Here is a 22,534-nt window from a genome sequence, read left to right on the forward strand (position 1 = left end):
ATCTCCCCCACAGGTGGGGGAGATAACGAGCCGCCCGACCTTCGCGTCTCTCTACCGTTTCGCCAAGCTATAACGCTGATTGTTTGGGGAAGTCGGTGCGCCCAGCGTTTCTCCCCCACTTGTGGGGGGAGATGGCCGGCAGGCCACAGCGGGGTGCCACGCTGCACAACGTCTCGATTGGCTTCAACTACACCCCAAACAAAAAAACCTCCCGGGCCCTCAAGGGAGCCCGGGAGGCATGACGCACCGGTCGTAGGTCAGGAGTGGATGGCCGGTGCGGGTGGCGGTGTCTCGGGTGCTGCCGGCGTTTGCTCCTCAGTGACCGGGCGTCTCGTCCTCATCAGCTTCAGCACGAAGACGAAGAAGGCCGGGACGAAGAAGATGGCTAGAACCGTGGCTGATATCATGCCGCCGAGGACGCCGGTGCCGATGGCGTTCTGGCTCGCGGCACTCGGCCCTGTGGCGATCGCCAGCGGCACGACGCCGAGGGTAAACGCCAGCGAGGTCATGATGATCGGGCGGAAGCGGACGCGGGCGGCTTCGATTGCCGAATCCATGAGCGATTTGCCTTCGGCGTAGTAGTCCTTGGCGAATTCGACGATCAGGATGGCGTTCTTGGCCGAGAGGCCGATGATCGCGATCAGGCCCACCTTGAAGTAGATGTCGTTGGGCATATCGCGCAGCATCACTGCCGCGACCGAGCCGATGACGCCGAGCGGCACCACGAGCATGACCGCGAGCGGGATCGACCAGCTTTCGTAGAGACCTGCAAGAAGCAGGAAGACGAAGAGGATCGACAGGCTGAAGAGGATCGGGGCCTGGCTGCCGGAGGTGATTTCCTCCGCCGACTGGCCGGACCATTCGAAGCCGAATCCATCAGGAAGCTGCGACGCGAGGCGCTCCATTTCGGCAATTGCCGCACCCGAAGACTGGCCGGGGGCGGGGGCGCCGGAGATGCGAACGGTCGGATAGCCGTTATAGCCGACGATCTGCGGTGCGCCCTTCTGCCACTGGGCAATGGCGAAGGAGGAGAGCGGCACCATGCCGCCGCTGGCATTGCGCACGTTGATCTTCATCACGTCGTCGATCTGCAGGCGGGCGCGATCATCCGCCTGGACGATGACGCGCTGCATGCGGCCGGTATTCGGATAGTCGTTGATATAGGACGAGCCGAGATTGGCGGTGATCGCATTGTTGATGTCGGCAAAGGAGATGCCGAAGGTGTTGGCCTTCTCGCGGTCGATCACCATCAGCACCTGAGCTGCGTCAGGCATGCCTTCGACGCGCATGCCCGTCAGGACCGGGCTCTTGCCCGCCATCTGCATCAGCTGGCCCGCCGCTTCGGAGAGGGCCACCTGGCCCTTGCCGCCGCGGTCCTGCAGGCGGAAGGAGAAGCCGCCGGTGGCGCCGAAGCCTTCGATCGGCGGCGGCGAAAGCGCGAAGGTCGTGGCATCCTTCAGGGCGAAGAGCTGGCCGTTCACGCGGTTGGCGATTTCCTGCACGGTATTGCCGGGGCCGCGGTCTGCCCAGTCCTTCAGGGTGACGAAGGCGAGGGCGGCATTGGCGCCGTTGCCCGAGAAGGAGAAGCCCTGGATCGCCACGATATTCTCGACGGCGGATTCGGTGCGGAAGATCTTTTCCACCTGCTTGATGGATTCGATCGTGCGGTTGGCGCTCGCTTCCGGCGGGCCCTGGATATCGACGATCATGAAGCCCTGGTCTTCATCCGGCACGAAGGCCGTCGGCAGGTTGATGAAGAGATAGCCGAGGCCGATGACGAGGGCGAGATAGACGATCATCATGCGCCCGGCGCGGCGCGCCATGCCGGTGATGCTTTTCGAATAGCCCGCGGTGATGCGCTCGAAATTGCGGTTGAACCAGCCGCCGATGCCGCGCTTGTGGTGGTGGCCCTGCTTGATGGGCTTCAGGAATGTGGCGCAGAGCGCCGGTGTCAGCGACAGCGCCAGGAAGGCCGAGAACAGGATCGAGACGACCATGGTCAGCGAGAACTGGCGGTAGATGATACCGGTCGAGCCGGGGAAGAAGGCCATGGGGATGAAGACGCAGGAGAGAACCAGCGTGATACCCAAGATGGCGCCGGTGATCTGGCTCATCGCCTTCTGGGCGGCGGCCTTTGGCGACAGCCCTTCCTCGGCCATGATGCGCTCGACATTTTCGACGACGACGATCGCGTCATCGACAAGGATGCCGATCGCCAGCACCATGGCGAACATGGTCAGCACGTTGATGGAAAAGCCCGTCGCATACATGACCGCGCAGGTTCCGAGCAGCGCCACCGGCACGACGAGGGTCGGGATGACCGTGTAGCGGAAATTCTGCAGGAAGATGAACATGACCACGAAGACGAGGGCGACGGCCTCGACCAGCGTGTGGATGACCTTCTCGATGGATGCGGAGACGAAGGGGCTGGTATCGTAGGGAACGGAATATTCGATGCCCTTGGGGAAGAAGCGGGAAAGCTCCTTCATCTTCGCGTTGACCGCATTGGAGACGGCGACGGCATTGCCTGTCGACGAGAGCTGGATGGCGATCGCCGCGCTTGGCTGGCCGTTCAGGCGGCTGGTAAAGTTATAGGATTCCGCACCCTGCTCGACGCGGGCGACATCCTTCAGGCGCACGGTGGAGCCATCGGGATTGGCGCGAAGGATGATCTCGCCGAATTGCTGCGGCGTTTGCAGCTGGCCCTGCATCAGCACCGTTGCCGTCAGATCCTGGCTGACGGGGTTCGGCGCGGCGCCGATCTGGCCGGCGGCGACCTGGGCATTCTGGGCGGTGATCGCGGCGTTGATGTCATCGGTCGTCAGGTTCAGGCCGACCATCTTGTCCGGGTCGATCCAGACGCGCAGCGCCCGCTGGGCGGCAAAGAGCTGGGCGCGACCGACGCCATCGATGCGGCGCAGCTCGCCGATGATGTTGCGGGTGATGTAATCGCCGAGCGCCACTTCATCGCGCGTGCCGTCGGTGGAGGTGAGCGCGATGAACATCAGGAAGCCGGAGCTTGCCTCTTCCACGTTGATGCCCTGCGAGCGCACGGTGGCGGGCAGGCGGGCTTCGACGCGGCGGATGGCGTTCTGCACGTCGACGGAGGCCTGGTCGATATCGGTGCCGGCGCGGAAAGTGGCGTTGATGCTGACCGAGCCGGAATTGTCCGAGGTCGATTCGAAATACATCAGGCCTTCGACGCCGTTCAGCTCATCCTCGATCTGGCGCGTCACACCCTGATAGATTTCCTGCGGAGAAGCGCCCGGATAGGAGGTGGAGATGGAGAGCTGCGGCGGGGCGACCTTCGGATATTGCGAGACCGGCAGGAAGGGGATCGCGATGATGCCGGCAATCGAAATGAACAGTGCGAAGACCCAGGCCAGAATCGGCCTGCGAATGAAGAATTGTGCCATGAGTTCTTACTCCGCCTTTGCCGGGGCGGGCGCCGAAGCGTCCGCTGCCGCGTCCGGCTTCCAGGGTTCGGGCGCCACTGTCGCGCCGGGCTGCACTTTCTGGACGCCATCGGCGATGACGGTTTCGCCGCTCTTCAGGCCGGATTCAACGACCCATTCGGAGCCGAGAACCTGGCCGAGGGTAACAGGGCGAAGCTCCGCCTTGTTGCCTTCGGCGAGCACGTAGACCTGCGCCTGGCCGGCCTCGTTTCGGGTCACCGCGCGCTGCGGCACGGTCAGCGCATCCTGGCGCACGGCCTGTTCGATGCGCACGCGCACATACATGCCGGGCAGGAGATCGTCGTTCTTGTTGGGGAATTCGGCGCGCAGTGTCACCTGTCCGGTATTGGGGTCGACATTGGCGCTGGCAAAGAGCAGCCGGCCGGGCTCGGCATAGAGGCTGCCATCGTCGAAGACGAGTTCGACGCGGGCTTCGCCGGGTGCGGTGCTCGCAAGCTTGCCGTCGGCCACCGCCCGCTTGAGGTTCAAGAGATCCTGAGCCGACTGGGTGAAGTCGGCATAAACAGGGTCGACCTGCTGAATGAGCGCCAGATTGGAGGTGCCGTCGGCGGTCACGAGCGCGCCCTCGGTCACCAGCGCGCCGCCGATGATGCCCGAAATCGGCGCACGGACCTCGGTGTAATCGAGATTGATCTTCGCTTCATCGAGGCCGGCCTCGGCACTTGCCACATCGGCATCGGCCTGGGCGACGGCGACGGCTGCCGAATCGTAATCGATGCCGGTCGCGATATTGCGCTCTTTCAGGTTCTGCTGGCGCTCCAGCTGCAGGCGGGCATTCTGCAGTGTCGCCTTGGCGCGCTGCAGCGTGGCTTCAGCAGAGGCGACGCGGACGCGGAAAATGCGGGGATCGATGCGGTAGAGCACGTCGTCCTTCTTGACGAAGGTGCCCTGTTCGAAGACGCGCTCCTGCAGGATGCCGGAGACGCGGGCGCGCACTTCCGAAACGCGGGTGGCGGCAATGCGGCCCGGCAATTCGTTGACCACAGGCACGGCATGGCTCTTCATCTCGACCACGCCGACGGCCGCCGGCGGCATCTGCATGCCACCTTCCTGGGCGAACGTCTGCCCGGCGACCAGTGCGAGAAGGGTCGTGGCTGCCATCAACGCCAAAGGGCGAGGCAGTCTGGTATTGCGCAACATCGGTAACATCCCTTTTTGGCCGCCCCCGGCGGCTTGCTAGGTTATTGCTTTGGTTTCTTCATTTTCACGCAATTCCGGACGGAAGGCCGTTTCAGACTTTTCCTGGAATTGCTTAAGGTATTGTGGTTTCGAGGTTTTCAAGTCTTCGTTTCAGGCTGCTCGGGGAAGGTCGTGTAGACCTTGCGGATATCCTCGAGCAGTTCCTGCCGCTCCTCACCGCTCCAGCGGTGGAAATCGAAGAGTTCGGTACAATAGAAGCCGGTCAGCGCCAGATAGGCCATCAGTGCTGCCCGCGGCTTCGGCCCGGCGGCCATCGCCGCCAGATCGGTCACCACCCATTTGCGGATGATCTGCTGCAGATTTTCCTCGCTCGACATGGAGGCGCTGATCGCCATCGCCACGGCGCGGTCGGTATCGTCAAGCGTCTTGTCAGCAGCCGCGATGCGACCGTAAAGCTCCGGGTGAGGGGTGTCGCTGCTTACCTTCACGCATTCTTCCATATGGGCGATATCGGCGCCGACGCGGCGATCGACCAGCGCTTCCAGCAGTGCGCTCTTGGTCTTGTGGTCATAGACGACGCGCGACTTGCTGACGCCGGCTTCCTTGGCCACCGCATCGATCGACAACCCGGTCGCACCTGATCGTACGACGACGCGCTCGGCAGCGTCGAGAATGTCGTCAGTGGTGATCTTGCGCGTTCGCGTCACGAATACGGTTCCCGGTTTCGTGGATAAAAATACGAACGTTCGGATTTAAATGCAAGTGGTTTTGTTTTGATGGAATGACGGGGCGGTGAAAGGAGCCGGAGCCATAGCGCTGAAAAGCCTGGGAAATATGGGATTTCGGCTCACTCTACCCGCAAAACCCGCGCCTCCACTGGCTGCTCGATACCCTTCAACGACAGCGACCGTGCTTCCGTGCCGCCCATCAGTTCGGGGGCCTGGAGCGTGGTTTCCAGCGAGACAAGAATCTCGCCGGGTGCCGCCTGCGATTCCAGCCGGGCCGCCTGGTTCACCACGCCGCCGATCGCGGTGAAATCGCTGCGGAAGCTGGAGAATTCGCCGATCTGCACGTCGCCCGTATGGATGCCGACGCCAACGCCGAGCGGTTGGCCGATATTGAGGGTGGCCAGCGCCTCGCCGCAGAAACGCTGGATGTCCTTGCCCGCCATGATCGCGGCTGCGGCATGGTCTTTGCGGGTGATCGGGAAGTTGAAGATCGCCATCAGCCCGTCGCCCATCTGCTTGTTGACGATGCCGTCATTGGCCCAGATCGCCTGCGCCGCACGGTCCTGGAAGAGGCTGACGATATGGCTGAGCTCGACGGCACCGATGCGTTCCGAAAGGCCGGTATAGCCCCTGATATCGGCAAACAGGATGGTGGCACCGGAGGTGATGTGGCGCTGTTTCTTCACATATTTGAAGGAGCGCTCGCAGATCGTGCAGATATCGGGGTTCATCTTGCTTCTGGTGATGCCGAAGGCGCGCAGGGGCAGCGAGAGCGGACCGCCAATCGGGATCGGCATATGCATCTGGTCCCAGCAGCCACGGCAGATGCCGGCGCTGCCGGATTTTGCCGGCTGCCCTGATATCGCTGATATCGCCATATGCCGCTTTCCCCCGATCACAGAAAACGAGCTTCTGCCTATCGGGCGGCTTTGGCAACCATTCAGGCTGAAGCGCGGCTGACCTATGGACTATCCGGCAGGATGTTTCGTGTATCGGCCGCATGCAGGCGCTTTTCCGCGAGCGCGATGAAGGCGCGTACCAGCGGCGAAAGGTGCTTGCTGCTCGGATAGACGACATACAGGCCGCCGGAGGCCGTCGTATAGTCCTCGAGCACGCGCTGCAGTCGCCCGTCTGCGATACAGGCGAAGGCGACGCCGTAAGGCAGCTGCGCGATGCCGTGGCCGGCGATCGCGGCCTCCATGACCGCCTGCATTTCATTGGCGGCAAAGCGGCCGGATACGGACACCGTTTCCTGCCCGGCCAAGCCTTCCAGCACCCATTGCGCGTGGGCGGCCGATGGCCCGGCGATGACGCAATCATGGCCTGCGAGATCGTCAGGGGTGGCCGGTTTGCCGGCGCGGGCGAGATAGGCGGGACTGGCGCAAAGCAGGCGATAGGTGGGGCCGAGCTTGCGGGCAATGAGGGTAGAATCCTCAAGGGATCCCGTGCGGAAGGCAAGGTCGATGCCATTATCCACCAGGTTCAGCCGCTCGTCGGTCAGCCGCAGCTCGACCTTGGCCTTCGGATAGGTGGCCATGAATTCGAAGGTCGCTTCCTGCAGGAAGTGGCCGCTGAAGCCGACCGGCGCCGATATGCGGATCGTGCCGGAGGGTTCGGCCTGCGCTTCGGCAAGCCTGTTGTTGGCGCCTTCGATCTTCCTGAGTGCCTCGCTTGCCTCCTCATAATAGAGCCGCCCGGCCTCCGTCATGCCAAGGCTGCGGGTCGTGCGCTGCAGCAAGCGCACGCCAAGGTCACGCTCGAGGGCTGCAACCCTGCGGCTGACCGTCGTCTTGGGCATGCCGAGCAGACGGGCCGCCGCAGTGAAGCTGCCGGTTTCGATGACGCGGGAGAAGATCACGATGTCGTTGAGATCGATCATTGTTGCTCTCAATGGGACGATGTTTGGCATTTTTAGGCCATTATGAACCAATGCGGCAATCCTAAATCTGCTCCATCAGCAACTGCCATGAGCAATAGAAGGAGCAGAGACATGAGCAACACCAGAACCATTCTCGTATCGGGCGCCACCGGCCAGCAGGGCGGCGCCGTCGCCCGCGCGCTCGCCTCACGCGGCCATCGCGTCAAGGGGCTGACGCGCAGACCGGACAGCGATGCCGCCCGACGGCTTGCCGCCACAGGCGTCGAAGTGGTCGCCGGCGATCTCGATGACAGGGATTCCGTCGTGCAGGTAGCAAAGGGCGCCGAGACGATGTACCTGATGGGCAACAGCTATGAGGCCGGCATCGAAGCGGAGACGCGCCAGGGTATTGCCGCTGCCGATGCAGCCAAGGAGGCCGGTATCGGCCATCTCATCTACGGCTCGGTCGGCGATGCCGACAGGAAGACCGGTATTCCGCATTTCGACAGCAAATATCTGGTCGAGCAGCATGTCGCCGGGCTCGGCATTCCCTATACGATCAGCGCACCCGTCGCCTTCATGGAAAATACCGTCGCCCCCTGGTCGATCGGCGGCCTGAAACAGGGCGTCTACGCTGCGGCGCTGCCGGCGGCTCGCAAGCTGCAGCAGATCGCCGTCGACGATATCGGCCATTTCGTCGCCGCCCTTGCAGAACGGCGCGAGCAGGTCTTCGGCAAGCGTTTCGATATCGCAGGCGACRAGCTCTCCGGCGAGGAGCAGGCTAAGATTCTCACCGAGGCGCTCGGCCAGCCGATCCGCTTCCAGGAGCTGCCGATTGCGGCCATGCGCCAGCAGAGCGAAGATGCGGCGCTGATGTTCGAATGGTTCGACCGCACGGGCTATTCCGCCAATATCGCCACCCTGCGCCGGGATTTCCCTGATGTTGGCTGGCACAGCTATGCCGACTGGGCGAAGAGTTTTGACTGGAGTGTTCTCGACAAGGCGTGAGTGAGTTCTCGCGTTATGTGGGAGCGACTGCCGCGCCTTCCGTCATCCTCGGGCCTGTCCCGAGGATCTAACCAACGTGCCATTCGTGGAAACGTCGCAGATGCTCGGGAGGAGCCCGAGCATGACAGAGGGTGGGGGTGGCCGTCGTCGTCATATGGGCGGCGCTTGCGAGTGGCGCCATCCTCACGCCTGCGCCGTCGGCCGGATGACGATATCGCCGACATCGACATCGGCGGGCTGCTCGATGGCAAAGGCGATGGCGCGGGCGATCGCGTCAGGCGTGATCGCCATCTCCTCCATGCTCCTGGTTATGCCGGCTTTCATCGTCGGGCTGGTCATGGAGTCGGCGAAATTCGTCTTGATGAAGCCCGGCGAGATATTGGTGACACGCAGGTTCGGGCCGGCCTCCTGCCGCAGGCCCTCGGCAATGGTGCGCATGGCGTTCTTCGTGCCGGCGTAGACGGCCATGGTCGGCTTGATGGTGATACCGGCCGTCGAGAGCGTATTGACGAAATGGCCGAAACCCTGGCGGCGGAAAACGGGCAGGGCGGCGGCGATGCCATAGAGCGGCCCCTTGATATTGACGTCGATCATCTCCTCCCAATCCTCGACCCTCAATTCATCCATCGGCGAGATCGGCCCGATGCCGGCATTGTTGATCAGCACGTCGAGCCTGCCATAGGTATCGCAGGCCAACGCGACCAACGCTTCCAGATCGGCGCGCTTCTTCACATCGACGGCGAGATGGATGGCTTCGCCGCCTCGCTCCCTGATACGCCGTGCGAGGTCTTCCAGCCGGTCGGTGCGTCTTGCGCCGAGCACGATCCTGGCGCCGTGCTCGGCCAGTATAAGCGCGGTCGCTTCGCCGATCCCGCTGCTGGCGCCGGTAATGGCGATAATCTTGTCCTTGATCGGTGACATCTCGTTCTCCTTTGTTATCCCCAAGGATTGCAGCCGCAGCTTGGAGAATCTATGCTGCAGGCTCTGTCATTTCGTCGAGATCGTCCGGAAATCATGATCGATCCCCTGTCGGATGTCTTTTCGCTTGTCGATATCCAGAGCGCCCGCTGCACTCGTTTCGAGGTCGGCGGCCAATGGGCCTTTCGCTTCCCGCCGAAGCCGGCGCTGAAATTCGTCGCGGTGCTGAGGGGCGGGTGCTGGATAATTTTGCCGGGCGAGCCGCCCTTCAGGCTTGATGCCGGCGATACGTTCCTGCTTGCCAATGCGCCTGATTATGTGATCGCCAATGATCTCCAGAGCGAGCCGGAGGATGGCATCGCCTTTTTTGACTGGGAGCATTCCAATATTGCCCGGCATGGCGGCGACGAGACGGCGCTGATCGGCGGCAGTTTCATCATATCCGGCGGCAATGCGCAGCTTCTGCTCGATGCGCTGCCGCCCTTCATCCATATCCCCGCAAGCGACCGCGCCGCCGCGCTCCTCAGCGCCACCCTCGCCACTCTCGATGACGAGCTCGGGACCGGCGAAATGGGCTCGACGCTGATGACACGGCGGATGGGCGATATCCTGCTGGTGCAGGCGCTGCGCGCCCATGTCGCCCGTGCCGGCGCAGACAATGCGGGCTGGATCGGCGCGCTCGGCAATCCCGCAATCGGCAAGGCGATCAGCCTTGTTCATAACGACCCGGGATACCGCTGGACGGTGGGCGAGCTCGCAAGCCGTATCGGCATGTCGCGTTCTGCCTTTGCAGAGCGCTTTCGCGACCTGGTCGGTGTTGCGCCCCTCGATTACGTCACCCGCTGGCGCATGCATCGCGCCCGCGAGGCACTCCGCCGCAAGGAGGCAACGGTCTCAGGGCTTGCCGCGACCCTCGGCTATTCCTCCGAAAGCGCCTTCGGCAATGCCTTCAAGCGTGTCTTCGGCCGTGCGCCGAAGCGCTACTGGCGGGATGCCTGATCGGGCGGACTCCTGGCGCTCTTGACGACGCGCCGGCGGACGCCACTTCAATCGTCACTCAAAGTTAGGATTCTGGCGGGGGGGGCGTTGCACCGGTTTGATCATTATCTCGTTTTCATTCTGCTCACGCTCGGCGGCGGGCTTCTCATCGGTMTCATCAATCTGCCGGATGAATGGTACCAGTCACTCGCCAAGCCCTGGTTCACGCCGCCGAACTGGCTGTTCGGTCCGGCCTGGACGGTCCTTTACATCCTCGTCGGCATTGCAGGCGCGCGAACCTATGCGCGCAGCAGGCGCTCACCCGTCATGACCACCTGGATCGCCCAGCTGGTGTTGAATTTCGCCTGGTCGCCTGCCTTCTTCGGCCTCAGATCCCCGAGCCTGGGGTTGATGATCATCATCCCGCTGCTCCTGCTGATCCTTGCCTTCATCGGCCTGTCGTGGAAACGTAACCGGATATCGTCGGTTCTGTTCATGCCCTATGCCGTTTGGGTGGCTTATGCGACGGCGCTCAATGCCGCCATCGTCTCGATGAACTAGAGCCTTTCCGGCGAAAACGGATTCGCCTTCAGTGCTCTAGCTTATTGTTTTCTCTGCAATTCCGGACGCAAAATCGGTTCCCATTTTTGCTGGAATTGCTCTAGATAGACGGGAACACACGGTCAGTGGAATTTCCCATTCGCCTTGTCGGCGATGGCAGCACCTGAGATCAGGCGGTTGCGGTCGGAGGTCCAAGCGGCGACAAATTCCTTGCGCACCGCATCGGGAAAAGCCGTGCCCGCCAGAGCGGACTCGCTCGGGGCGCCCGGGGCAAGCGCCAGCTCGGCCCTGGTGGTAGACGCGATCCGCGCATAGGTGAAAGCGCGCGTGATCGGATCATTTTCCGCAGTTTGCGGAGCGCATTTGCCGCCTTGCGGCGGGCGTGAGGTCACCGCGGCCGTCCTTACCGTCACGCCATCGCGGAACAGAAAACAGTAGGCCTTGTCTGGCGGGCCACCGATCACGGACTGCGGCTCGATCACATAGCCGCGCACCGGAAACTGGGCATTCGAAGCCGACCAGATGCGCTTCTCGATGTGGCGCGCGCAAGCCTTCATGTCGGTCGCTCCGGCGTCGCGGCAGGCGGAAACTGTCCAGCGTGCCAGCTGTGCGGCGCTCGGCAAGGCGAGCGTCACCGTCGCCTCGGTGTTCAGTTCTCTGTAGGTGCAGCGCAGGAGTTCGACGCCCGGCCAGTCGTCAGCCGCCGTTGGCGAGCAGGATGACCTCATATACTGGCCGCCGCTGATGCGCATCTCGAAGCGATGTTCCATTTCAGCCACCAGCGATGCCGGGTCGGTTTCTGCCGCCTGCGTGACGCGCGTGGCGCAACCGGCGACCACAATGGCAAGCCCAACGTTTCTCAAGGTCATAAGAAGCAGCTGCTGCATTTTACCGTCCGTACAAAATATTTATGGGAATTACTTTCAACCTGCGGAGACATTGGTGTTTTTATTGTCGTTAATATTGCACAATCTAAGATTAAATGAAATAGTCACTTGGGTTGCTCACGTTGCACCGGAGCCGAGCAGGAGGAGCCGCAGACCATGTCTCTTTACATGCTTCAACTATCCCGCGTTTTAGTGACGCTTGGCGTCGCGATGCTCGCTATTCACGCTCACGCCGCGGAACCGCCGGCGAGCTCCGCCGACGTCCTCAAAGCCGTCGAATTCTCCGCTGCGACGCCGCTCGACGAGTCCTACCGGGGAGAGTTTGTCGGTTGCGACGGCGCGGCCGGACAGAGCAGGAAGGATAAGTTTCTCGGTTTTAACCTGAGGCTTCCAAACGTCGCGGAATCGAAACAGTACTACCTGTGCAGTCGCGACCCCAGCAATGTGAAGGCGTTGCTACGTCTCAAGGACGGCGCGATCTACTGGCGCAGCAAGATGGCGCTCGATGTCGATGGATCCTGGGCGGCATGGAACGGTCTGCCCGGCGCTACGGACCTGAAGGAGACGTCCTATAAATGGCCAGGTTCACCTAATCCTTCCGCGCAGTCCGCGCAAATCGATCCGGACCGCATTCCCTTCATCGTGATGCCGACGGCCGGCCTTTCCAAGATAACCGGCAGCAAGAGCGGTGAAATGGGTCGCATGTTCGCGGGCAAGACCGGACTGCGGCTCGGCGATATGGGGGTCGTCGTCTACAAGGACCGGTGGACGCCGGTTCTGATCGCGGACGGTGGTCCTTTCATGCGGCTCGGTGAGGGATCGAGCAGGGTCTTCGAGGCAATCGGCGAAAGCCGTTGCAAGAAGTGGAACAGCGATGGAACTGCCTGCGTCGGGCCGGGACACGTTTATCCCTACAAGAATTTCGGGCTCGGCCACGATGTGATTTTCATCGTCTACCCAGGCAGCCGGGACACCGATCTGAAGCCGGAGAACGCCATCTCGAAATTATGTGCCTTTGCCAAGCAGAAGCTCAACCTGACGGGCGGCGCAATGTGCCCGTGATGTTTCCAAGCAAACAGGAGAGGAGTTTGCGATGCGTTACCTTTTGACCCTGGGCATTCTCATACTCGCCGGTACGACCGGCCAGACGAGTGCAGCGATTTTCGGAAAATGCAAATTCGACACGGAAACCATGGCCTTCGCCGGAAATTCCACCGAACAGGCGTCCTGTCTGCTGCGCAAGGTGAAAATACTGGGAAATGTAGATGCCGCGCCGGCGCAGCTGCCGTCCAATCTTGCCGGCTTCATCGGCAAACCGGTCGATATCTCCAAGGCCAAGGTGCAGCATGAAATCTCCGCCCAGGGGCTCACCGAAGCCGGGCTCGGAGGCAGTCTCGACGCCCCGGTATCCCGTGGCAACTCGAACAATCCGCATGCGCCGTTCGCGCGCTATTTCGTCATTCACGACACGAGTTCGCCGAATTTCGGGAACGTGGCGCAGTTTCCCGCCGACATTGATACAAGCAACCAGGTCAATCGGCTTGACGGGTTCAAGAGCGCGTCGAACGCCAAGGCGCACATATTTCTCAACCGCCGGGGCGAGATTTATGTCGGCCATGATTTTGGCGTGCCCTGGCGCGCAACCAAGCTGGAACTGCAGATAGGAACCCTGGCGCGTGGCATGTTCCTTCACATCGAGAACGTCCAGCCGCGCCGGAAACACCCGAGCCAGCCCGACGGCAATGCGCCGATGCCGGGTTTCTCGCAAGCCCAGTATGATCGCCTCGCGCTTCTTTATCTCGTGGCGAGCATGCGTGCCCAGACTGGCCTCGTTCCGGCATTTCATGCGGCAATCGATCAAGGCCTGAGCGACGGGCATGACGACCCGCAGAATTTCAGCCTGGAGGATTTCGATGCCGCATTCGGACGCCTGCTCGTCAAAGTGAAATAGCTTAGCGCGCCCCGAAAACCATAGGGCAACTGCAGCAAACCGGGACGCGGTCTTGCGGCCGAATTTGTGTGAAACGAAGACAGCCGATTTGCTTGCGGCGTGGCTCGCGCAGCCCTAATGTCGGTGCAGACATTGTCCCGTTTACTTGCCTCTTTTGGGGGGACTGCGATGCCGTCGAGTTTCAATGTCGAAAGTGCAGATGGTTACGAGCGGCTGATGGGGCGCTGGAGCAAGAGGCTCGCGCCCGGGCTGATCGATTTCGCCGGGCTTGCTGATGGGGAAAGCATTCTCGACGTCGGCTGCGGCACGGGAAGCCTCGCCTTCACACTGGCGGAAAATCCCGGTCTCAAGGCGATCTCGGCGATCGATTTTTCGCCCATCTTCGTGGAAGCTGCAAACCGGTGCAACACGGACCCGCGGGTAGCGATCCGTCAGGCGGATGCCTGCGCGCTTCCCTTCGAGGATAACAGCTTCGACCGGGCACTGTCGCTGCTCGTGCTGCATTTCGTGCCGGAGGCCGGCAAGGCGGTCGCCGAGATGCGGCGTGTCGTGCGTCCGGGCGGTGTCGTTGCCGCCGCCGTCTGGGATCATTATGGCGGCATGTCCGGCATGCGCATGATGTGGGATACGGTCACCATGATCGACGCCAATGCGCGGGCGATGCGCCATCGCTATTCTTTCCAGCCGATGACGCAGCCGGGGGAAATGAAGGCGAGCTTTGTCGGCAACGGACTTGTCGATGTCGAGGAGACTTCGCTGACGATCCGGATGGATTACGGCTCGTTTGCCGATTACTGGGACCCGATCGCGTCAGGAGAAGGCCCGCTCGGCAAGTATGTGGCGGGGCTGGATGCGGAGATGCGCAAGGCGGTCGATACTGCCGTGAAGGATGCCTATGAGGCTGGTGAGCCCGATGGGCCGCGCTCGTTTGCCTCGGTTGCCTGGGCTTGCCGGGGCAGGGTGCCTGGGTGAGCTGACGTAATTGCAGCGATGAAGCGTTGTGCTGAGCCAACCCCCTCCGCCTTCCTGGGCAGAGGGGTGCGAGCACTGCCATCATCCGCAGTTGGCTCTATTCCCGCCGAAAGCCCTGCGACTGGCTCTGGCCACCACCGCTCTGCGACTGCGACTGGCCGCCCATCCGTTCGTCACCGCGCTCCGCTTCCATCTTCCTCGCGCTATCACCGAGCGTCTCGCTGCTGCCGGATGCCATCTTCGGCACGCCGGTCTCCTCGCTCAACTGGGTGTCATCGGAGACGGCGGGCTGCTCGACGGTATAGGCGCGCACGCGCAGCGACCCGTTGTTGACGTCACGCCTGCCGACGCGCGGGTTTTCCCCGGCGCCGGGACCGGCCTCATCCGACACGGTCGCCGATGCCATGGCGCGCTCCGTGGCAGTCGTATCTGGCGCGAAGGCGTCTTCTGAAACGGTCATGTCGCCTTCCGCTGCTCCCTTGCGGTTATAGCTCGAGACGGCATAGGCCTCGGTCGAGCGCTGCGCCTCCCAGCCTTCGCGCCGCCAGTGGTCGGCGCGCTCGTCCATGTCGATCGAGCCTTCATCGTCAAGAATATCGTGCGCGGTTTCATAGCTCGCATCGTCGACCTGCACAGAAACGAGGAAGCCGCCGCGGCGCAGGCCTTCGGCATAGACGGCGCGGTCATCATCGGGGAAGAGCCAGCCCTCCAGCTTTGCCCAGAAACCGGAGCGGTCGTCGCTTGCGACATCGGCGCGGTCGCCATCGGCCTCGTAGCCGGGCATGAGGCGGATCGAATCCATCGGGATGCCCGCATCCTTCAGGCGCTCGACGGTACTATCGGCGGCGTCGCGGCTGTCGAAGAAGGCGGTGAGGTTGCTGTTTGCCGTGCCCGTTGCAAAAGTTGGCGCGGTCTCACTGTAGGGATTTGCCATGTGATCACTCCCTGGCGTTATCATCATCCTGGATGCGCTCTGTGCCACCGCTGCATTCGCAGCCGCTTTGGCGCCCTGCTGATGACAACGGCCGCGATTCCGGAAGGTTCCATGACGCCGGCAATGGGATCCTGCCTGCCGGATCCGGCCATTATTCCTCTTCAATCCCCTGGTGAAGATGGCTATTCCGGCACCGCTGAAAACCGGCGCGCCGCAGCCGATCGCCGATATCACGCACCGGAGTTGCGGCGGTCGCGGTAAAAGCCGAGGCTGACGACATTTGGCCCAAGGGCTCTTTCCTGCGGCACTTTGGCAGGCTCTTCGGTCACGTCGTCCGGCTCTTCGGCGGGCTGCGGAGCGTCCGTCACCGGCGCCTCGGCCCGCGCCCGCAAATCCCTGACATTGCCATGGAGCTGCGCCACCAGCTTGCGATAATAATCGACAATCCGCTGATGCTCTTCGCGTGCGATATACCGCTCCTGAAACCACTGAACCATGTCATTCCCACCTGCTCGATTACAGGAGGGAAACTTCCCGCCGCGGGAGGCGGTTCCGGAGGGGTTCTCGTATGGTTAAGTTTCCGTTGCGGTCGTGGGGAATACGGAGTGCGCTGTTCAGTTCGCGGGACGGCCTTGCCATTTACTCGGCGCATCGCCGGGCTTGTCCCTGATATCTTCGCCCGTAAGCGGTATTCCCTCGTCACAGTTGTCCGCTACTTCCGCCCTGACCCAAATCTTCATGCAGTCGTCAATCGCAGATGCCATCGTCTGCACGATGGCAGGTTTTCGGTTTCGGTCTCTGATCAGTTCAACCCCAGGCCAAGAAGGATAGGTAGCATGAAAGTTCTGCTCGTACTGACTTCACATGACCAGCTCGGCAATACCGGCAAAAAGACGGGCTTCTGGCTCGAGGAACTCGCGGCCCCTTACTACGCATTCAAGGATGCGGGCGCCGAGATGACGCTGACTTCCCCCAAGGGCGGCCAGCCGCCGCTCGATCCCAAGAGTGACGAGACTGAATTCCAGACCGATCTCACGCGGCGCTTCAATGCCGACGAGGCCGGCAAGGCGCGGCTCGCCAACACGGTGCGGCTCGACAGCGTCAACCAGGCCGACTACGACACGGTCTTCTATCCCGGTGGTCATGGTCCGATGTGGGATCTGGCCGAGGATGCCAACTCCATCAAGCTGATCGAGTCCTTCATTGCGGCCGGCAAGACCATCGCTCTCGTCTGCCATGCGCCGGGCGTGCTTCATCATGTGAAAAACCCTGATGGTACGCCCTTCGTGGCCGGCCGGCAGCTTACCGGCTTCACCAATGGGGAGGAGGAAGGCGTCGGCCTGACGAAGGTCGTTCCCTTCCTCGTCGAGGACGAACTCCTCAGCCTTGGCGCGATCTTTTCCAAGGTCAAGGACTGGGGCGTTCACACCGTTACCGACGGGCAATTGATCACCGGCCAGAACCCGGCATCGTCTGGCCCGGCCGCGCTGGTCCTGATCGACGCGCTTCGCAAACAGGGCAAGTAACTCGCTCCAGCACCGGCCAGGAAAATCGGAATCGATTTTCGGAAAGCCTGATGCGCAGATCCGAGGAGTTAGAGCGTCCCTTGTGCGTCCGGATGGACCACGGCGGTCAAATGAGACAGGCGCAATCAGGCGCTTGTCTCACATCGTCCCATCATCGCGGCCGCCGGATCGCCCGCACCTTGCCGCTGCCGCCGCCGCCGGCGTAGAACACACCGTCACCATCGGACTCCAGCCCGGAAACACCTGTGCCTTCGGGCATCTCCAGCCGCTCCAGCACGTCACCCGTCTTCGGATCGATCCGGCGCACGTCGCTCTTGTCGTCCTCCCAGGTCRCATGCCAGAGCTCGCCATCGACCCAGGTGACACCCGTGACATGGCGCTTGGATTCGATCGTGCGCAGGATCGTGCCGGTTTCTGGATCGATCTCGTGGATGCAGCGGTCGCGGTACTGGCCGACCCAGAGGCTGCCCTCGCACCAGGCCATGCCGGAATCCGCACCCTTGCCGGGAGCAGGAATGGTGGCGACGACGGTGCCGGTTTCGGGGTCGATCTTGCGGATCTTGTCTTCGGCGATCTGGAAGAGATAGCGGCCGTCAAAGGCGGTGCCGGCATGAGCGGCGACGTCGATGGTGGTGAGCTCGGCACCGCTTTCGGGGTCCAGCGCCCGGAGGTTTTCACCGGCGGCGAACCAGACCCGGCTGCCGTCATAGGTGACGCCGCCGACATTACGCGCGCCTTCGAAGGGGCCGTATTCGCGGATGATCTCTGCCTGTGATGTCTTCATGGTGTTCCATCCTCTGTTTCAGGAGAGATGCTATTCGCTCGGCAGCGGACCGGGGAGTAACAATGTTGTCGGGAAGCCGACGACCGGCGGCATCATCCAGCGCCGCGCCGGGCCATTGCCGAAATACTGCACCTTGCCGGCCTCTTCCAGCGTTTCCAGCGCCCGCTGCACGGTGCGCGAGCTCAAGCCCAGCGCAATCGAAAGCGCCGTGCTGGACCAGGATTCTCCATCCGCGAGAAGCGCCAGCAACGGGGCGTGTTCCTCCTCGACCGGTGGGGCAAGCACCACGACATTACGGCCGCCGAGCGGGATCAGCATGAAACCACCGCTTGTCGCCTTCACCTCGGCAAGGTTGGCAAGCGCCGCGCGCAGCCGGCCGATCTCGACACGCAGACGCGCCCGGTGGGATTCATCGGCATGGCGGGCGCGGAAGGCGCGGACCAGCAGAAGGGAACGGATGACATCTGATGGTGCTGCTTCGGCAAGCGTGCGGGCGAGCATGAAGAGCACCGGGCGGCTTGCCAGCGGCAGGATCTCGCTGCCTGATCGTATCACGTTGCGGCAGGCATCGATGACCAGCGTGTCGGAGGCAAGCAGCGCCTCGACTTCCTGAAGCTGCAAAAGGCGCTCCGTGCCGCTATCGATCAGCCGGGCGGCGGGCGCTTCCAACACCTTTGCCGCCTCGCGCACCTCGATGGCAAGTGCCGGGATATCGGCCTTCGACGCCGCTTCCGCCGCGCGTGCCAGCGCTTGCCTCGCCGGCTCCGTGCGCAGCCGGCGGATCGCGACGCCGGCAACGGCAAGCTCATGGCCGGCACGGGCAGCGGGCGGCAGCGGTGAGGGGTCGAGATCGGCGAGCAGCTTTTCAGCCGCATCCAGATGGCCGATCAGGAGCAGGCGGCGGATCTGCAGATTGCGGGCGTGGGCGGCATTGACGCGGTCGCCACGCCTTGCGAGCGTCAGGCGAGCGGCTTCCAGCGCCTTTTCCGGCCAGGTGAGATCGCGCGAGACCAGAGCGATCTCGGCTTCGGCGACGATGCAGCGGGCGCGCGCCACCGCCTCCCGCGGGCCGAAGGCGCGGGCCGCACTCTTCAGCAGCGCCTTGGCGCGGGCGAGATCGCCGAGCTGAGCCATGGCAATGCCGCGCAGGGCGAGCGCCGGCGGGTCGTCGCGCAGGGCCACGCGCTTCATCGCGCCCAGCGCATCGCCGGCGGCCAGCGCCTGTGCGGCAGCAACGATCAGCGAGTCCATCGGAATCCCGTCACACTTGTAACTCCCACCTCTTGGGCAACAAGACCTAGTTTATTCCCTATCGGCAGGCAACGGGCCGGCCGGCACCGAAGTTTCAACGCTAATGAGGAGAAGACCCATGATGATGCACAAGACCGGAACACGGGCGGAATGGCTGCAGGCGCGCATTGCGCTGCTGGATCAGGAAAAGGCGCTGACGCGCCGCAGCGACGAGATCGCCGGCATGCGCCGGGATCTGCCCTGGGTGAAAATCGAGAAGGATTATCGGCTGGAGACGGAAACCGGCATGAAGTCGCTTTCGGAGCTCTTCAAGGGCCGCTCGCAGCTGCTCGTCTATCATTTTATGTTCGGCCCGGACTATACGGCCGGCTGCCCCTCGTGCTCGTCGATCGCCGACGGCTTCAACGGCGTCGTGGTCCATCTCGAAAATCATGACGTCGCCTTCAGCGCCGTCTCGCGCGCGCCGCTTGAGAAGCTTCTGGAGTTCAAGCGCCGCATGGGCTGGACTTTCGACTGGGCCTCTTCCGATGGCAGCGATTTCAACCGGGATTTCAATGTCTGGTTCACGCCGGAGGAGCAGCAGAGCGGCGGCATCGACTATAACTACCGCCGCGAACCGCCGATCCCCAATGTGCTGCAGCAGAAGCCGAGTAGCGGCGAAAGCCCGGCCGACCTGATCGCCTCGATAACTGGCACCGACTTCACCACTTTCATCCGCGACCGTCCGGGCCTCAGCGCCTTCGTGATGCAGGGCGGCGACATCTACCACACCTATTCCTCCTATGCTCGCGGGCTGGATGGCGTGTGGGGCATGTACCAGTGGCTCGACCGCGCACCGCTCGGCCGCAACGAGGAAGGTGTCTGGTGGCGGCATCATGACCGGTATGGGGCAGGGCAATGAGCACGCCCTCGAAGATGGAGGCCGGCGACAGCGCCGGCCCGCTCCTGTCCGGCATGGCGCGGTGGCTGTCGCTGGCGGCGGCACCGGTCTTTGCGGTGATGGCAGTTCTTTCGGCGAGTGAGCCGGCGGCCGAGATGATCTGCTCGATGAGCGGCATGCAGATGCAGGGGGCGTCGGTCTTCAGCGGCATGGTGCTGATGTATGTGTTGATGAGCCTGTTCCATATCGGGCCTTGGCTCAAGTGGATGGGCGGCGAGGGAGGCTTTCGCCGCCCGTAGGCGACGGAGGTTCGGCATATCATTGCCTTGGGATAAATTTGACCAAACGTTGCATATTGCCTGTGTGCCCGAATAAGTCGTATGAAGCCCAGGTTAATGTCGGCGCTGTTTTGGGGGCGGAATATTGCGGAGATTTGCGATCTCGTGCGGGCTGTTGATAGCCTTGACGGCCTCCGTGTCGGCTTTCAGCCAGGAGGAAAAACTGGACCCGTCCTGTGCGGAGTTGAATGACGCCTATGCCGCGACGCGGTCGACCACGATATACAGCGAGAAGCTCTACGATATTGATGCGGATGGCGAGCGCAAGCTTCAATTTGAGCACCGGTTCAATCAGGATACGGAGTATCACAAGCGGGTGGAGGCGGCGGACTGGGAGCGTTATCCCCGCTTGAAGCGGGCTCTCAGTGACGAAAACGGCCCAAAATACACATCCTGCGCGTTCATCGCCGAAGAGATGGAGGGTGGTGAGTCCGTCTGGCATTACAGCGGCATGTGGCACCAGAAATCCATCGAGGCTGATATGCATGTCTGGTTCCGGCCAAAAGACAAACGGTTTGTCCGGGTCGAGAGGCGCTTCAGGGATGCGGAATACGCGAGGTCGGAATTTGGATCGACCAGCGGCACCGTTCTGGAAGTCTTTGATTACGATCTCCGCAGGAGTGCTGCGCCTGACGGACCTTTCGATGACGGAAACTGGATTTCAAGGACTTGGAATGGGATCGCGAGCGGCCTTCCAGGCGGTAACGATGACACAACGGAGAAGTAAATCTGGCTTCTGGTTGCCTGTTTGTACGATCCCCAATCGCGCCAACGTGATGGAACCGGGTCAATAACCCTGACGTTTCCGCCTCGCTGTCTCCCGGCAGCCAATGCCCATCCTGGGCACCCCTTCCGACGGCATCCGGAATTGCCCCGCCTCGCCGCCGCTTTCGGACGGAGGAAACGCATATGTCCGCATTGGCAAGTCTGCGCGCGCTCACCCCGCAGCAGCGCAACACCGTCATCGCCAGCTATCTCGGCTGGACGCTCGACGCCTTCGACTTCTTCATTCTCGTCTTCGTTCTCAAATATATCGCCGAAGAGTTTCACACCGACGTTCCCACGGTCTCCGTGGCGATCTTTCTCACCCTTGCCATGCGGGCGCTCGGCGCCCTGATCTTCGGGCTTGCGGCAGACCGATACGGGCGGCGCATCACGCTGATGGTGAATGTGATGCTCTATTCACTGTTCGAATTCCTCACCGGTTTTTCGACCGGCCTCACCATGTTCCTGGTGCTGCGCGCGCTCTACGGCATCGCCATGGGCGGCGAATGGGGCGTTGGCGCCTCGCTCGTCATGGAGACTGTGCCGGAGGAAAGCCGCGGCGTCGTCTCGGGTATCCTGCAGGCGGGGTACCCTTCCGGCTATCTGCTTGCTTCGCTGCTGTTCTTCCTGCTCTTCCCCGTCATCGGCTGGCGCGGCATGTTCTTCGTCGGTGTTCTGCCCGCGCTGCTGGTGCTCTATATCCGCCGCAGCGTTCAAGAGAGCCCGGCCTTCCTGAAACGCCAGCAGCAGGGTGGTGGTCGGCCGTTCCTGACGGTGTTGCGCGAAAACATTCCGCTCTTCATATGGGCGGTGCTGTTGATGACCGCCTTCAATTTCTTCAGTCACGGCACGCAGGATATTTACCCGACCTTCCTCGAAACCCAGCGCAACTATTCGAGCTATACAGTCGGCGCGATCGCCATCGTCTACAATATCGGCGCCATCCTCGGCGGGCTGTTCTTCGGGGCGCTGTCGCAGCGCATCGGCCGCAGACGAGCGATCGTCATCGCCGCGCTGATCGCCGTGCCCATTGCCCCGCTCTGGGCCTATGCGCCGGGGCCGGTGCTGCTCGCGATCGGCGCCTTCCTGATGCAGTTCTTCGTGCAGGGCGCCTGGGGCATCGTGCCCGTGCATCTCAACGAGCTTTCTCCCGACGAAGTGCGCGGCACATTCCCCGGCTTCGCCTATCAGCTCGGCAATCTGCTGGCCTCGGGCAATGCGACGATGCAGGCGAGTTTGGCGTCTCATTGGAACGGTGACTACGCTAGCGCGTTGGTCATAGTAGCCGCCCTAGTTGCCGTCGTAGTCGCGGTGCTCTCCTGGTTCGGCCACGAGAAGAAGGATGTGCGTTTCGGCATGGAGGAAGCCGAAGAGCCGCGTGGCGCGATGAGAATCTAGCGCTGCCCGTGGCTACGAAGGCCGGTGGCGAAAGCTGCCGGCCTTTCCTTGCGCGCTGACTGTTTCATTGGGGCGTGTGTCCGCGCGAATGCTTAATTCTGGTACGATTTTCTAGGCCCGGCCGGTTTCTCCTTTTTTAAGGTCATAGTCCTAGCGTATCCCGAGCGCCGGTCATGTATTG

Annotated in this window: 22 protein-coding genes; 11 read left to right on the forward strand and 11 right to left on the reverse strand. The window is 62.4% G+C overall.

The genetic code is table 11. The annotated features are described in order from the left end of the window. Positions 1-257: 257 nt before the first annotated feature. The 5 genes from AC1D35_RS08495 to AC1D35_RS08515 form a co-directional block, all read right to left on the reverse strand. Positions 258-3,416 (reverse strand): multidrug efflux RND transporter permease subunit, encoded by a 3,159-nt coding sequence (locus tag AC1D35_RS08495; protein WP_113312234.1) that lies wholly within the window; start codon positions 3,414-3,416, stop codon positions 258-260. Between the two features lie 6 nt (positions 3,417-3,422). After that, on the reverse strand, positions 3,423-4,616 hold the full coding sequence (locus tag AC1D35_RS08500; RefSeq protein WP_113312235.1) for an efflux RND transporter periplasmic adaptor subunit: 1,194 nt from the start codon (positions 4,614-4,616) through the stop codon (positions 3,423-3,425). Positions 4,617-4,753: 137 nt separating this feature from the next. Then, on the reverse strand, positions 4,754-5,323 hold the full coding sequence (locus tag AC1D35_RS08505) for a TetR/AcrR family transcriptional regulator (RefSeq protein ID WP_113312236.1): 570 nt from the start codon (positions 5,321-5,323) through the stop codon (positions 4,754-4,756). Positions 5,324-5,463: 140 nt separating this feature from the next. After that, the gene (locus tag AC1D35_RS08510; protein ID WP_477835105.1) at positions 5,464-6,222 is read right to left on the reverse strand and encodes an adenylate/guanylate cyclase domain-containing protein; all 759 of its coding nucleotides are present in this window, start codon (positions 6,220-6,222) and stop codon (positions 5,464-5,466) included. 83 nt (positions 6,223-6,305) lie between these two features. Further along, positions 6,306-7,223, reverse strand: coding sequence for a LysR family transcriptional regulator (locus AC1D35_RS08515; RefSeq protein WP_477852146.1), 918 nt, complete (start codon positions 7,221-7,223; stop codon positions 6,306-6,308). Positions 7,224-7,334: 111 nt separating this feature from the next. Between AC1D35_RS08515 and AC1D35_RS08520 the strand changes: the two genes are divergently transcribed. Beyond that, the gene (locus tag AC1D35_RS08520) at positions 7,335-8,210 is read left to right on the forward strand and encodes an NmrA/HSCARG family protein (protein WP_477938514.1); all 876 of its coding nucleotides are present in this window, start codon (positions 7,335-7,337) and stop codon (positions 8,208-8,210) included. A gap of 183 nt (positions 8,211-8,393) precedes the next feature. On the opposite strand, the gene AC1D35_RS08525 is transcribed toward AC1D35_RS08520, so the two are convergent. Next, positions 8,394-9,131 (reverse strand): SDR family oxidoreductase, encoded by a 738-nt coding sequence (locus AC1D35_RS08525; RefSeq protein WP_477852144.1) that lies wholly within the window; start codon positions 9,129-9,131, stop codon positions 8,394-8,396. Positions 9,132-9,224: 93 nt separating this feature from the next. Between AC1D35_RS08525 and AC1D35_RS08530 the strand changes: the two genes are divergently transcribed. After that, positions 9,225-10,127 (forward strand): AraC family transcriptional regulator, encoded by a 903-nt coding sequence (locus tag AC1D35_RS08530; RefSeq protein ID WP_477852143.1) that lies wholly within the window; start codon positions 9,225-9,227, stop codon positions 10,125-10,127. A gap of 87 nt (positions 10,128-10,214) precedes the next feature. Continuing rightward, positions 10,215-10,667 (forward strand): TspO/MBR family protein, encoded by a 453-nt coding sequence (locus tag AC1D35_RS08535; RefSeq protein ID WP_477938515.1) that lies wholly within the window; start codon positions 10,215-10,217, stop codon positions 10,665-10,667. Between the two features lie 122 nt (positions 10,668-10,789). Here AC1D35_RS08535 and AC1D35_RS08540 read toward each other — a convergent pair whose 3' ends face one another. Continuing rightward, positions 10,790-11,554 (reverse strand): hypothetical protein, encoded by a 765-nt coding sequence (locus tag AC1D35_RS08540; RefSeq protein ID WP_113312242.1) that lies wholly within the window; start codon positions 11,552-11,554, stop codon positions 10,790-10,792. A gap of 156 nt (positions 11,555-11,710) precedes the next feature. Between AC1D35_RS08540 and AC1D35_RS08545 the strand changes: the two genes are divergently transcribed. The 3 genes from AC1D35_RS08545 (at position 11,711) to AC1D35_RS08555 (ending at position 14,477) form a co-directional block, all read left to right on the forward strand. After that, entirely contained in the window at positions 11,711-12,616 is a 906-nt protein-coding gene (locus tag AC1D35_RS08545) for a hypothetical protein (RefSeq protein WP_113312243.1), read from the forward strand. 31 nt (positions 12,617-12,647) lie between these two features. Beyond that, positions 12,648-13,505, forward strand: a complete 858-nt coding sequence (locus AC1D35_RS08550) for an N-acetylmuramoyl-L-alanine amidase (protein ID WP_113312244.1) — start codon at positions 12,648-12,650, stop codon at positions 13,503-13,505. 168 nt (positions 13,506-13,673) lie between these two features. After that, complete coding sequence (locus tag AC1D35_RS08555; protein WP_113312245.1) at positions 13,674-14,477, forward strand: class I SAM-dependent methyltransferase; 804 nt, start codon at positions 13,674-13,676, stop codon at positions 14,475-14,477. Between the two features lie 97 nt (positions 14,478-14,574). Here the strand turns inward: AC1D35_RS08555 and AC1D35_RS08560 are convergent, their stop codons facing one another. Both AC1D35_RS08560 and AC1D35_RS08565 read right to left on the reverse strand, forming a co-directional pair. Beyond that, the gene (locus AC1D35_RS08560; protein WP_113312246.1) at positions 14,575-15,411 is read right to left on the reverse strand and encodes a hypothetical protein; all 837 of its coding nucleotides are present in this window, start codon (positions 15,409-15,411) and stop codon (positions 14,575-14,577) included. Positions 15,412-15,641: 230 nt separating this feature from the next. After that, positions 15,642-15,908, reverse strand: coding sequence for a hypothetical protein (locus AC1D35_RS08565; RefSeq protein ID WP_113301537.1), 267 nt, complete (start codon positions 15,906-15,908; stop codon positions 15,642-15,644). 339 nt (positions 15,909-16,247) lie between these two features. Between AC1D35_RS08565 and AC1D35_RS08570 the strand changes: the two genes are divergently transcribed. Then, entirely contained in the window at positions 16,248-16,937 is a 690-nt protein-coding gene (locus AC1D35_RS08570; RefSeq protein WP_113312248.1) for a type 1 glutamine amidotransferase domain-containing protein, read from the forward strand. A 151-nt stretch (positions 16,938-17,088) separates the two neighbouring features. Here AC1D35_RS08570 and AC1D35_RS08575 read toward each other — a convergent pair whose 3' ends face one another. Both AC1D35_RS08575 and AC1D35_RS08580 read right to left on the reverse strand, forming a co-directional pair. Beyond that, positions 17,089-17,721 (reverse strand): Vgb family protein, encoded by a 633-nt coding sequence (locus tag AC1D35_RS08575; RefSeq protein WP_477938516.1) that lies wholly within the window; start codon positions 17,719-17,721, stop codon positions 17,089-17,091. Positions 17,722-17,751: 30 nt separating this feature from the next. Beyond that, positions 17,752-18,972, reverse strand: a complete 1,221-nt coding sequence (locus AC1D35_RS08580; protein ID WP_477852141.1) for a helix-turn-helix domain-containing protein — start codon at positions 18,970-18,972, stop codon at positions 17,752-17,754. 118 nt (positions 18,973-19,090) lie between these two features. On the opposite strand from AC1D35_RS08580, the gene AC1D35_RS08585 reads away from it, so the two are divergent. The 4 genes from AC1D35_RS08585 to AC1D35_RS08600 all read left to right on the forward strand — a co-directional run bounded on the left by AC1D35_RS08585 (position 19,091) and on the right by AC1D35_RS08600 (position 22,353). Further along, the gene (locus AC1D35_RS08585) at positions 19,091-19,873 is read left to right on the forward strand and encodes a DUF899 domain-containing protein (protein ID WP_113312287.1); all 783 of its coding nucleotides are present in this window, start codon (positions 19,091-19,093) and stop codon (positions 19,871-19,873) included. Further along, entirely contained in the window at positions 19,870-20,151 is a 282-nt protein-coding gene (locus AC1D35_RS08590) for a hypothetical protein (protein ID WP_113301532.1), read from the forward strand. The genes AC1D35_RS08585 and AC1D35_RS08590 overlap by 4 nt, the downstream gene beginning before the upstream one ends. 175 nt (positions 20,152-20,326) lie before the next feature. Further along, positions 20,327-20,917 carry a hypothetical protein gene (locus AC1D35_RS08595; RefSeq protein WP_162748669.1) on the forward strand — a complete coding sequence of 197 codons (591 nt, stop codon included), beginning with the start codon at positions 20,327-20,329 and terminating at the stop codon, positions 20,915-20,917. A 182-nt stretch (positions 20,918-21,099) separates the two neighbouring features. Then, the gene (locus AC1D35_RS08600) at positions 21,100-22,353 is read left to right on the forward strand and encodes an MFS transporter (protein WP_113312285.1); all 1,254 of its coding nucleotides are present in this window, start codon (positions 21,100-21,102) and stop codon (positions 22,351-22,353) included. The last annotated feature ends 181 nt before the right edge of the window (positions 22,354-22,534 follow it).

The sequence above is a fragment of the Rhizobium sp. P1_E6 genome, from assembly GCF_056405875.1.

Excerpts from the sequence above, each read along its gene's own strand:
- AC1D35_RS08590 (WP_113301532.1), top strand. The coding sequence starts at position 19,870 with ATGAGCACGCCCTCGAAGATGGAGGCCGGCGACAGCGCCGGCCCGCTC.
- AC1D35_RS08525 (WP_477852144.1), bottom strand. The coding sequence starts at position 9,131 with ATGTCACCGATCAAGGACAAGATTATCGCCATTACCGGCGCCAGCAGC.
- AC1D35_RS08550 (WP_113312244.1), top strand. The coding sequence starts at position 12,648 with ATGCGTTACCTTTTGACCCTGGGCATTCTCATACTCGCCGGTACGACC.
- AC1D35_RS08565 (WP_113301537.1), bottom strand. The coding sequence starts at position 15,908 with ATGGTTCAGTGGTTTCAGGAGCGGTATATCGCACGCGAAGAGCATCAG.
- AC1D35_RS08585 (WP_113312287.1), top strand. The coding sequence starts at position 19,091 with ATGATGATGCACAAGACCGGAACACGGGCGGAATGGCTGCAGGCGCGC.
- AC1D35_RS08540 (WP_113312242.1), bottom strand. The coding sequence starts at position 11,554 with ATGCAGCAGCTGCTTCTTATGACCTTGAGAAACGTTGGGCTTGCCATT.
- AC1D35_RS08515 (WP_477852146.1), bottom strand. The coding sequence starts at position 7,223 with ATGATCGATCTCAACGACATCGTGATCTTCTCCCGCGTCATCGAAACC.
- AC1D35_RS08555 (WP_113312245.1), top strand. The coding sequence starts at position 13,674 with ATGCCGTCGAGTTTCAATGTCGAAAGTGCAGATGGTTACGAGCGGCTG.
- AC1D35_RS08560 (WP_113312246.1), bottom strand. The coding sequence starts at position 15,411 with ATGGCAAATCCCTACAGTGAGACCGCGCCAACTTTTGCAACGGGCACG.
- AC1D35_RS08500 (WP_113312235.1), bottom strand. The coding sequence starts at position 4,616 with ATGTTGCGCAATACCAGACTGCCTCGCCCTTTGGCGTTGATGGCAGCC.
- AC1D35_RS08570 (WP_113312248.1), top strand. The coding sequence starts at position 16,248 with ATGAAAGTTCTGCTCGTACTGACTTCACATGACCAGCTCGGCAATACC.
- AC1D35_RS08510 (WP_477835105.1), bottom strand. The coding sequence starts at position 6,222 with ATGGCGATATCAGCGATATCAGGGCAGCCGGCAAAATCCGGCAGCGCC.
- AC1D35_RS08545 (WP_113312243.1), top strand. The coding sequence starts at position 11,711 with ATGTCTCTTTACATGCTTCAACTATCCCGCGTTTTAGTGACGCTTGGC.
- AC1D35_RS08600 (WP_113312285.1), top strand. The coding sequence starts at position 21,100 with ATGTCCGCATTGGCAAGTCTGCGCGCGCTCACCCCGCAGCAGCGCAAC.
- AC1D35_RS08580 (WP_477852141.1), bottom strand. The coding sequence starts at position 18,972 with ATGGACTCGCTGATCGTTGCTGCCGCACAGGCGCTGGCCGCCGGCGAT.
- AC1D35_RS08495 (WP_113312234.1), bottom strand. The coding sequence starts at position 3,416 with ATGGCACAATTCTTCATTCGCAGGCCGATTCTGGCCTGGGTCTTCGCA.
- AC1D35_RS08530 (WP_477852143.1), top strand. The coding sequence starts at position 9,225 with ATGATCGATCCCCTGTCGGATGTCTTTTCGCTTGTCGATATCCAGAGC.